Source organism: Myxococcales bacterium (assembly GCA_022563535.1).
Taxonomy (GTDB): Bacteria; Myxococcota_A; UBA9160; order UBA9160; family UBA4427; genus DUBZ01.
The window spans coordinates 1-9,376 of record JADFNE010000105.1 but is presented as its reverse complement, the minus strand read 5'-3'; the positions used below and the strand labels follow the sequence as shown (position 1 = coordinate 9,376).

At 60.7% G+C, this 9,376-nt stretch carries 10 protein-coding genes and 1 tRNA gene; 7 read left to right on the top strand and 4 right to left on the bottom strand.

Annotated features, from left to right (window positions below; translation table 11 throughout):
• Positions 1–311: 311 nt before the first annotated feature.
• Entirely contained in the window at positions 312–2,219 is a 1,908-nt protein-coding gene (locus tag IH881_19140) for a DUF3987 domain-containing protein (GenBank protein MCH7869816.1), read from the bottom strand.
• On the opposite strand from IH881_19140, the gene IH881_19135 reads away from it, so the two are divergent.
• On the top strand, positions 2,190–2,387 hold the full coding sequence (locus IH881_19135) for a hypothetical protein (GenBank protein ID MCH7869815.1): 198 nt from the start codon (positions 2,190–2,192) through the stop codon (positions 2,385–2,387). The two genes, IH881_19140 and IH881_19135, sit on opposite strands and share 30 nt — an antisense overlap.
• A 308-nt stretch (positions 2,388–2,695) precedes the next feature.
• Here the strand turns inward: IH881_19135 and IH881_19130 are convergent, their stop codons facing one another.
• The 3 genes from IH881_19130 to IH881_19120 form a co-directional block, all read right to left on the bottom strand.
• Positions 2,696–3,097: a hypothetical protein gene (locus IH881_19130; GenBank protein MCH7869814.1), complete on the bottom strand. Its 402-nt coding sequence runs from the start codon at positions 3,095–3,097 to the stop codon at positions 2,696–2,698.
• A gap of 358 nt (positions 3,098–3,455) precedes the next feature.
• Positions 3,456–3,529: transfer RNA gene (locus tag IH881_19125), tRNA-Gln, on the bottom strand.
• A 53-nt stretch (positions 3,530–3,582) separates the two neighbouring features.
• The gene (locus tag IH881_19120) at positions 3,583–5,037 is read right to left on the bottom strand and encodes a glutamate--tRNA ligase (GenBank protein ID MCH7869813.1); all 1,455 of its coding nucleotides are present in this window, start codon (positions 5,035–5,037) and stop codon (positions 3,583–3,585) included.
• A gap of 182 nt (positions 5,038–5,219) precedes the next feature.
• On the opposite strand from IH881_19120, the gene IH881_19115 reads away from it, so the two are divergent.
• The 6 genes from IH881_19115 to glyA form a co-directional block, all read left to right on the top strand.
• Positions 5,220–5,807 (top strand): DUF177 domain-containing protein, encoded by a 588-nt coding sequence (locus tag IH881_19115; protein MCH7869812.1) that lies wholly within the window; start codon positions 5,220–5,222, stop codon positions 5,805–5,807.
• 3 nt (positions 5,808–5,810) lie between these two features.
• Positions 5,811–5,993: a 50S ribosomal protein L32 gene (gene rpmF / locus IH881_19110; GenBank protein ID MCH7869811.1), complete on the top strand. Its 183-nt coding sequence runs from the start codon at positions 5,811–5,813 to the stop codon at positions 5,991–5,993.
• A 6-nt stretch (positions 5,994–5,999) separates the two neighbouring features.
• On the top strand, positions 6,000–6,947 hold the full coding sequence (fabD, locus tag IH881_19105) for an ACP S-malonyltransferase (GenBank protein MCH7869810.1): 948 nt from the start codon (positions 6,000–6,002) through the stop codon (positions 6,945–6,947).
• Positions 6,948–7,051: 104 nt separating this feature from the next.
• Positions 7,052–7,303, top strand: a complete 252-nt coding sequence (gene acpP, locus IH881_19100) for an acyl carrier protein (GenBank protein MCH7869809.1) — start codon at positions 7,052–7,054, stop codon at positions 7,301–7,303.
• 6 nt (positions 7,304–7,309) lie between these two features.
• Positions 7,310–8,569 (top strand): beta-ketoacyl-ACP synthase II, encoded by a 1,260-nt coding sequence (fabF, locus tag IH881_19095; protein ID MCH7869808.1) that lies wholly within the window; start codon positions 7,310–7,312, stop codon positions 8,567–8,569.
• 176 nt (positions 8,570–8,745) lie between these two features.
• On the top strand, positions 8,746–9,376 hold a 631-nt coding region (gene glyA / locus IH881_19090), incomplete at its 3' end, for a serine hydroxymethyltransferase (GenBank protein MCH7869807.1).

Genomic DNA, 9,376 nt, shown 5'->3' with positions numbered 1-9,376 from the left:
GCCCGAAGCTCCCCGGCCTCGGCGGCTGCAGCAGTGGCAGAGGCCATACACCGCAGCGGTTCAATTCCGCTACACGCACAACTGCCACAGAACCGACTGCTTGCACGCACAACCTCCGCGGAAAGTAGGTTGTGCGTGTTGTGCGTGTTGTGCGCCTATAGCTGTTTTGAAAACCACTTCTCTCCCTAACTCAACACAGGGCACCTACACGGGAATATCACCAACCGCTGTAGTTTTTTCTTCTACTCCTGCACGCAATACACGCACAACACGCCCAACCTCTAAAAAGTGGTCGCTTTGCCGGTGAAAATTCAGGCTGCCTGGCTGCTCAGGCTGAGCGCCTCCGGGTTCACCTGGTACTGAGGTGAGCGGCGGCGGCCACCGGATCTGCCGCTGTCCGGCTCTGGCAGTTGCCGCAGAAAACCGCGCTCCACCAGCCCTGCTAATCCCTGATTTGTTGGAGCCATTTTCTCGTTCCTGCCCCGAGATTTGTCGAAAGCATCTCGCGCCGAGAACTCGGCCAGCGGAATCGCGCGGCTGGTTACCCAGTGCCAGACTCGCTCGGCCTCCGGGTCGTTTTCCCAGGCCACACCCAGTGCCACCCGGGCGTGTTCAAGCGCCCAGCGGCCGATCTCAATTGCCCGGGCAACGGTTTCCTCAGAGATGTTGCTGTTCTCTGGCCGCTGCAATTCATTGGCTGCTACTGCGCAGTGCAGGGTGCCAGCCACGCGCACGATGAGCCCTGCGAGTTTGCCGGCCCAGTCTGATATGGACGCTAGTTCGCCGCGCTCGCCGAGTTTTGGTTCAAGCTCGGCCTCGAAATCTCGCAGGAGATTGTCCGCCTCGTCGGTGAACTCGATTGCGACTCGATCCCCGTGTGCGTCCAGCAGCCAGGCAATCATCTTGGCATACCGCTGCTCAACATCCCTCGGCACCGGGGCTGCTGCGATTTTGCGTCTGCCGAGGGTTGACTCAGGAACGGCAAAGAGAAGCCGTGCCACCATGCCACGCTCCCGCAGCTCGGTATCGAGTCGGATGGATTGAACGACTGAGGTTTGAACAGCGAGCACAAGCGTCAAAGCCGGGTGCTCGAGGTCGATTGTGGCACTGTTCTTCCGGTTGACTCTGTGGTGATCGCCAGAGTGAAACTTCAGGTAGGCGTCCTGATTCACGGCACCGTTGGCGCTGTACCGCCGCATGAGTGCGAAGAATTCATCTCCCTCGCCTGATATGCAGGCCAGCCGTTCGCCGTTCTGCTCCATCAGTGCCGCTGCTGATTCCGGCGTCATGTCTGCCGTGAACAGCGTTAGTCGCCCGGTTGCCGCCCGCCTGGCCTCGCTGAGTGCTTCACGGGCGACGGTTGCCTTGGCGAAGGCTTCGGCTTCAGCGTCCTCGCCTGCTTCAGCGTGGAATTTTTCTGCCTTGGCAAGCCGCCGCTCCATGAGTCGAACTAGTTGCTCGCCTGCTTCGCGTTCGTCGCGGTGCTCATCATTGTATTTGCGCTCGTGTTCAGTGAATGGCGCAGCGAGTGCTCTGAGCGTGCCGCTTTTGCGTGTGGCCGGCGGCAGTGCGCCTATCACAAACATGTTCAACGGCTCATCCCAGCCGATTCTGGGTGACGCTTCGAATTTGCGCGCCACACAGGCCGCCACCGTGCCGAGCATCCATGGCGCCACTACCGCTGCCGGGATCTGTTGCGCTTCGGCCAGGTGCTCAACCATCTCGCGCAGGTTGTCTGGCAATGTATAGGTCGGGAAATCTGGCCCGTAGCGAAGCGTGAAAGGCTGAAGCGGTGCAAACAACTCTTCGTCGTGCTCGGCCTGAGTTGCGGCCGGCTCCTCGGGTTGAATGCGGCTGAATGCCGTTTCGAGTGAATGCCCGTGCGTGACGAGTGAATCGTGCGCGTCCTTCCCTTCAACCGCCTCGAGGAGCTCGACTTGCGGAACGATGAGCTGCAGTGCGTCAACCCATGCTTGGGCGTGCCTGCGGCCTACTTCATCCCGATCAGCGATAACCCGGATGAGTTCGGCACCCTCGAAGTACTCGGCGTATTGCTTCACGTCCTTTCCGGCGCCCATCGGATTGCACGTTGCCACACCACGGGCGGCCTCGACGGCTTCAACGTCTTTTTCGCCTTCAACGATGTGGATGCTGTCTCCGGCGTAGATTGCATCGAGAAGCTCAGGCAAGTGATACGGAATCATCTTGACGCCGGACATATCGAACACCCAGCCGCCGCGCTGTGGGCTGGCCTGAAGGAATTTCTTGCCGCCGCCTTTCTGTATCCGCAGGACGACGTATCGCGTGACGCGTTCCTCGTCGACGGTTTCCTCGTAGGCGTGCGTGCTGACGAGGTTCCGTCCGAAGCTTTGCTCGAGTTCGGCTAGCGATGCATAGACTCGCTTCGGTTTGGCACTTGGCTTGCTGCTCGGCCGTACAGGCTGCTGCACTGCCTTGCCATGCGTGAAGCCGCAGCGGCACTCGCCACAGGAACGGTGGGCAAAGGTTTCGCCGCTCTTGTGCCGGCTGAGGCTGCCTGCGAATTCTTCTCGCGTGCAGTGGATGTAGTCGCCATCGGTTGAGCGGAAGCCATGACAGCGCTGTCCCTTGCCGCGTGGCTGATTCTGTGAGCCGCTGCAAACTGGGCAAGGACTGCTCTGGGTCCAGCGTTCGACACTACCGGCTGCTGCTACACTCATGACGCACCACCAGTCGAGTCCTGGCTGTCGCGGTCCACAGTGACGGAATACATCCGGTAGCTGCCGTTGGCACCAGTCCTGTCCTCACTTCGCTGGATCAGCAGCAACTCACCTGGCTGTGGATCGGCCTTGTCGAACTCATCTCGCAGCACGGCATAGAACAGCCAGACGGCCAGCCGCTGCCCGTCCTCAGTTTCAATGACTGCTATCTGGTAGGTTTCGTCCCGGCTGGTTTTGCCGCTGCTCCATTCAATGAATGTGCCGAGCAGCTCCTGTCCTGGGTTGGGCCGCCATGATGTTGATGTGTCTTTTCTGGCTGCAGCTCGTCGATGCAATCGCTGGCTGGCGTTTTTGTCAGCATTGCTGCCCGTAATCTGGTACGCTTCTGTTGTAGACATTTATTAGCTCCATGAGACGCCCAGCCTGTAGCCGGCTTGGGCGTTTCGCTTTGCAGGCCTGCTTCATGCAACTCTGCTGCTCTTGCTGTTGGGGATGCGTGACGCAGCTGTGGCCTTGGAGGTCGCAACTTTCTGGCGACTTCCTGCAACAGCGTCGGGGCTGTGGGTGGACGTTCGGGTGTGATTTGCGGCGGTGGGGCCGGTGACGGATGGCCTGCCTTCTACTATTCAGTGCGGATTTCAGAGGCCGTTTTTGGCAGCCCTGAAAATCAGTAGAACGGCGGTCTAGCAGCAGCGTAGCAGCAGGATTTGGCCGGCAACTATGGTATCTAAGTAGCTGATTGTATAGGGAGTATAGTGGATCCCCGGGGAGGATTTGAACCTCCATTGACGGATTCAGAGTCCGCTGTCCTGCCGTTAGACGACCGGGGATCAGTGATTTTTAGGCACCGGAACGTATCCGAAGGCTTGGGGTTTCTCAACGGTCAGCTGCTGCTTTGCTCTGCCGCCGCTGCGCGCTCGCGCATCAAGGCGATCGCGTCGGCGAGACGGGGCATGCAGCGGCGCCGGCCGATCGCGACCATGGTTTCGTAGATCCCGGGTGAGATGGGTCCGCCCGTAACCGCCACCCGAACCGGCTGGGCAATTTTCCCGAGTTTGGCGTTGTCGTGGTGCGCCGACACGGCCTCGAAGACGGATTCGAGCTGGGCCTCGTTCCACTCTTCGACATCCAGTTTTTCGAGCGCGAGATGCAGTGATTCGACGAGTGGAAGTGCCGAGGGCTTGAGATGCTTCTTTACGGCCTTGGCGGAGGCCTCTCCCCGCAAGTCGATCGGATCGCGCAACAGGATCGACGCCAGTTCCGCCATTTCGTCGAGGGTCTTGGCTCTGTCGCGCATCAGCTCGATCACCTTGATCAGCCGTTCGTCGTGTTCGGGAACGAAACCGAGATGTCGTTCGAAGTGAATTTCGAGGGCCGGAATGAGCGTGTCGACATCGGCAATTTTGATGTGTTGTTGATTGACCCAGAGGAGTTTGTCGGGATCCGCCTGGCCGCTCGCGCGTCCGACGCCGTCGAGATCGAATTGCTCGACAATTTCTTTGCGGCTGAAGATTTCCTGGTCACCGTGGGACCAGCCCAGGCGGATCAGCCAATTGCGCAGACCGTCGGGCAGGTAACCACGATCGCGAAACTCCTCGATCGAAACCGGATCGCGCCGCTTGGAGAGCTTCTTGCCCGAAGGACCCACAATCAGCGGCACGTGGGCGAACTCCGGAGGATCGACGCCGAGTGCGCGGTAGATCGCGATCTGAAAGGGTGTGTTGGGATGATGGTCCGCGCCGCGGATCACATGACTGATCTTCATGTCAATGTCGTCGACGACGACCGCGAGGTGATACAGCACACCGCCGTCGCTGCGACGAATGATCTTGTCGCCGACTTCACTCGCATCCTGTCCACTGGCGCCGAAGACGAGATCCTTCCAGCCGAGCAAGCCGCTGGCCGGCAAGCGCAGGCGCACCGTATGTTCGCCACAGTCGGGTCCGTGCTGGGCTTCTCGGCAGCGTCCGTCGTAGGTCCACTTGCCCCCGGCGTCCAGGGTTGCCTGTTTGCGGGTCTCGAGGTCGTCCTTGCTGCAGACACAGCGGTAGGCCTCGCCCCGGGCGAGCAGGTCTTCGATCACTTCTGCGTGTCGCCCGGCGCGTTCACTCTGGCGAAACGGGCCTTCGTCCCAATCGAGACCGAGCCAATTCAGGCCGTCGATTACGGCGGCCTCGGATTCGGCCGTCGAGCGTTCTCGGTCGGTGTCCTCGATGCGCAGCACGAAGACGCCACCGTGGTGGCGTGCGTAGGCCCAGTTGAAAAGCGCGGTTCGGGCGCTTCCAAGATGCAGGAACCCCGTGGGGCTGGGGGCGAAGCGCGTCCGTAGATTCGACATGGCGGCGGATCATAACGCAGCGTTGAGAGTCTGCGGTCGGTTTGAAGCGAGGCAAAAATTGGCTGAAGCCCTTCGTTTTTGCTAATTGGTTGCCGAAATCTGGCCCCCCAAATCGGGCCAATTCTTCGATTTGATTCCGTTTTCTCGAATCCCCTGGATGTCCCCAACCGCGAGTATCGACCGTGAAGATCATCGTCGAGCGTCTGACGCAAAGCCCCGTGGCGGAAGTATTTGAGGCCTCAGCCAGCTGGTGGCGCGAGAGGATCTCCGCCGCCCGGGATCTGGATTGCGAGATTCTGGCTCCGTTTCAGTTCTCGCTGCGCAGCTACCTGATCGGGTCGGATGTGATATTCGAGGGCGAGTGCAGCGGGGTAATCGGGGTGCAATGCGGACGCTGTCTGGCGCGCTATCGTCACGCGCTTCGCGATTCTTTCCGGCTGGTTGCGGAAGAGGCCAGGGGCAGGGTTCCGCCGGATTCCGAGGGTTGCGAAAGTCTCGCTCGCAACGGCCTCTACCTGAGCGATGAGCTCGAAAGTGCCTGGTTCAAGGGCGCTGTGATCGAATTGGATGGATTTTTCACAGAGGTGATTGCGGAAATGCTTCCACTTCACCCTGTGTGCCGAGAGGACTGCAAGGGTTTGTGTCCAGTCTGCGGGGTTTCGCAGAATGACACGAACTGCGGGTGCGATGTCGCAGGACTCACACCCAAGAAAGAATCTCCCTTTGCAGTGCTCGCACAGCTGCGCCATCAGGGCGCAGGAGGACAATAGAAAATGGCAGTACCCAAGCAAAAAACGTCCAAGGCCAAACGCGACAAGCGCAGAAGCCACGACGCGTTGACAACCGGAAGCCGCAGCACGTGTCCCGATTGTGGTGCGACGAGACAGCCCCATCGCGTGTGCCCCAACTGCGGCAAGTACCGCGGGCGCACGGTCATCGAGACCGAAGCGGAATAGTCTTCGGTGCTGGCGCTGCTCTTTCCCGGTCAGGGATCGCAATTCGTAGGGATGGGGCGCGACGCCTTTGAAGCGTCGGCCGCCGCTCGCGCCACCTTCGAGGCGGCAGATGACGCCCTGGGCTTCTCGATCAGCGGTCTGTGCTTCGACGGTCCCGAAGATCAGTTGCAGTTGACGGAGAATCAACAGCCGGCCATTTTGACGACCAGCATTGCGCTGCTCCGGGCGCTCGAAGAGCAGGTCGAACCGGGCGCCGCATATCTCGCCGGACATAGTCTCGGCGAATACTCGGCGCTCGTCGCAGCGCAGGCTCTTTCATTCGAAGCGGCGGTGCGACTCGTTCACGCGCGAGGGCGTTTCATGCAGGAAGCCATGCCCTCAGGTCTCGGAGCCATGGCGGCATTGATCGGCTGCACTCCCGAGATCGCAATGGAAGCATGCAACACAGTCGCACAAGCGACGGGCGACGTGGTCGCTCCGGCCAATTTCAATTCCCCGCAACAGACTGTGATCGCGGGTTTGGCCTCGGCCGTGGCGCAGGCTTGCGAGAAGGCACTCGAGTTGGGTGCCAAGCGCGCCGTGTCGTTGCCGGTTTCTGCTCCGTTCCATTGTTCGCTGATGGAGCCCGCCGCCGAAAAACTCGCCGACGAATTGTCCGCGGTAGACTTTCGCGACGCCGCAATACCGGTCGTCAGCAATGTCGAAGCGGCTCCCAACAGCGACGCCAGAGCGTTGCCCGGGCTACTTCGCGCTCAGGTGACCGCGCCCGTGCGCTTCACAGACATGATTGCCAATTTGACGAGCTTGGGAGTCGATCGGTATCTCGAGGTGGGGCCCGGCCGCGTGCTCGCGGGTCTACTGGCCAGGATTTCTCGGCGCACAAAAAAAGCCAACCTCGGCAGCATTGAAGATCTGTCGGAAGCAGTGGCCTTCGTGGGTAAAACCGGCGCCTAGGCGGCCCGGCGGATTTAAACCGTACTATGCTTGGGGCCGGGCCTTTGTCCGGGGTCTGGGCGCTTAATGGCTGCTTTTGCAGCTCGATCTGGAGGAAACTGAGCATGGGGCTTGAGGACCGGGTGACAGCGCTCATCGTGGAACAACTCGGAATTTCCGTGCAAGAAGCCGTACCCAGTGCGTCCTTTCTCGACGACCTCGGCGCCGACTCCCTCGATATTGTCGAGTTGGTGATGTCTTTGGAAGAAGAGTTCGACGTCGAAATCCCGGACGAAGACGCCGAGAAGATCCAGACGATCGGCGACGCCATCACCTACGTGAAGAAGCGAAGCGTGAAAGAGCAAAGCGAGGCCTGAGTTCCCATGTCCACGGCAAAGACTCCGGCAGAGCGAGTCGTGGTCACGGGCATGGGCTGTCTGACGCCGCTGGGTCTAGACCTGTCCTCCACCTGGGACGCCGCTTGCGCTGGACAAAGCGGCGTGGGACCGATTACTCGCTTCGACGTCACGGACTATCCGGTACAACTGGCCGCCGAACTGCCCAGTGTGCCCGAACCGCCGGGGGTATTGCCAAAAGAGCTGCGACGCATGGATCCGGTGGTGCGGTACGCGCTCGTCGCAGTGGACGAGGCGCTCGCCAATAGCGGGCTCGAGATCAACGACGGCAACCGTACGCGAATTGGTGTCGCGATCGGCTCAGGCATTGGGGGTGTCAAAACCCTGCTCGACAATCACGATGCACTGACCAAGGGAGGGCCGCGACGGGTTTCTCCCTTCACGATCCCCATGTGCATTTCGAACATGCCTGCTGGCAGCGTATCCATCCGGTACGGACTGATGGGGCCCAATCTGTGTCACGTAAGCGCCTGCGCATCGGGAAGTCACGCGATCGGGGAGTCGGCTGCGCTGATCTCTCGAGGTGCCGCCGACGTGATGATTGCGGGGGGGACCGAAGCGCCGATCGTCGGGATCACCGTGAGTGGATTTGCTGCCATGAAAGCGCTGAGTACGCGCAACCTGGAGCCCGAGCGCGCCAGTCGACCGTTCGATTCGGGGCGGGATGGTTTTGTGTTGGGGGAGGGCGCCGGGATCATGGTGCTCGAGAGCCTCGAACACGCTCGGGCCCGGGGTGCGAATATCTGCGCCGAAGTCCTGGGGTACGGAGCCAGCGCGGACGCAGTTCACATGGTCCAACCGCCGAAACAGGGCGATGGTGCCGCGCGCTGCATGGAATTGGCCCTGGCGGACGCCGGAGTTTCCGCCTCAGAAGTCGGTCACGTGAACGCCCATGCGACCAGCACGCCCGCCGGTGATCCGCCCGAAGTCCACGCGTTGCGCCGAGTTTTCGGCAAATGGATCGATCATGTGGCTGTGTCCGCGACGAAGTCGATGACCGGCCATCTGCTGGGGGCAGCGGGTGCCGTGGAGGGGATCTTTACCGTGCGCGCGCTCCAGACCGGGATCCTTCCGCCGACGATCAACCTGGTCGACCCGGATCCCGAGTGTGCCCTCGACCATGTCAGCGAAAAGGCGCGCGCCTTACAGGTCGAAGTTGCGCTTTCGAACTCGTTCGGATTCGGCGGGACCAACGCCACCCTGGTATTCGGTATCGTTCGCGATTGATCCCCGGGTGCCCCAGGCAGGCGCCATTTGGATCGCTATGTTGTAACGTGCCGCGTCCGCGTCCCTGTCGCGCTGCAGTTTCGATGCCTATCCCGACGAGAAGTTCCGAAGGTAAGGCGCAACAACCGGCGCAACGACCGGCGTAGCAACCGACGCAATGGAAACAGAGGAACATCATGGCAGAACCGATTCGGACCGATGCATCGCGAACTCCCCACATCGATGTGGTGGATGCAGAAATTTCAAAGCTGATTCGGCACGAGAGCCGTCGTCAAGCGCTCTCGATCGAGTTGATCGCGTCGGAGAATTTCGTCTCCGAGGCCGTGCTCGAAGCCATGGGAACCGCGCTGACCAACAAATACGCGGAGGGTTATCCGGGCCGGCGTTACTACGGGGGCTGTGAATTCGTCGACGAGGTCGAGACCCTCGCGATCGATCGCGCAAAGCTTTTGTTCGGCGCCGACCATGCAAACGTCCAACCCCATTCGGGTTCTGGCGCAAATGCAGCGGTCTACCAGGCTGCGCTCAAGCTCGGCGATACGATTCTGGCGATGAACCTCGACCATGGTGGACACCTCACCCATGGCAGCCCGGTCAACTTTTCCGGCAAGCAATATAATATTGTTCCCTACGGCGTGCGTCGGGAAGACGAGTGCATCGACTACGACGAACTGCGCAAGCTGGCCCTCGAACATCGACCCAAAATGATCCAGTGCGGGGCAACGGCCTACTCTCGCACGATCGATTTTGCTGCCTTCCGGAACATTGCCGACGAGGTTGGGGCCGTGCTCTTTGCCGACATCGCCC

What these genes read in the sequence shown, in the direction of transcription:
- fabF (MCH7869808.1), top strand. Translation starts at nt 7,310, where the DNA reads ATGTCCACGGCAAAGACTCCGGCAGAGCGAGTCGTGGTCACGGGCATG.
- IH881_19130 (MCH7869814.1), bottom strand. Translation starts at nt 3,097, where the DNA reads ATGTCTACAACAGAAGCGTACCAGATTACGGGCAGCAATGCTGACAAA.
- IH881_19120 (MCH7869813.1), bottom strand. Translation starts at nt 5,037, where the DNA reads ATGTCGAATCTACGGACGCGCTTCGCCCCCAGCCCCACGGGGTTCCTG.
- rpmF (MCH7869811.1), top strand. Translation starts at nt 5,811, where the DNA reads ATGGCAGTACCCAAGCAAAAAACGTCCAAGGCCAAACGCGACAAGCGC.
- acpP (MCH7869809.1), top strand. Translation starts at nt 7,052, where the DNA reads ATGGGGCTTGAGGACCGGGTGACAGCGCTCATCGTGGAACAACTCGGA.
- IH881_19140 (MCH7869816.1), bottom strand. Translation starts at nt 2,219, where the DNA reads ATGTCCGGCGTCAAGATGATTCCGTATCACTTGCCTGAGCTTCTCGAT.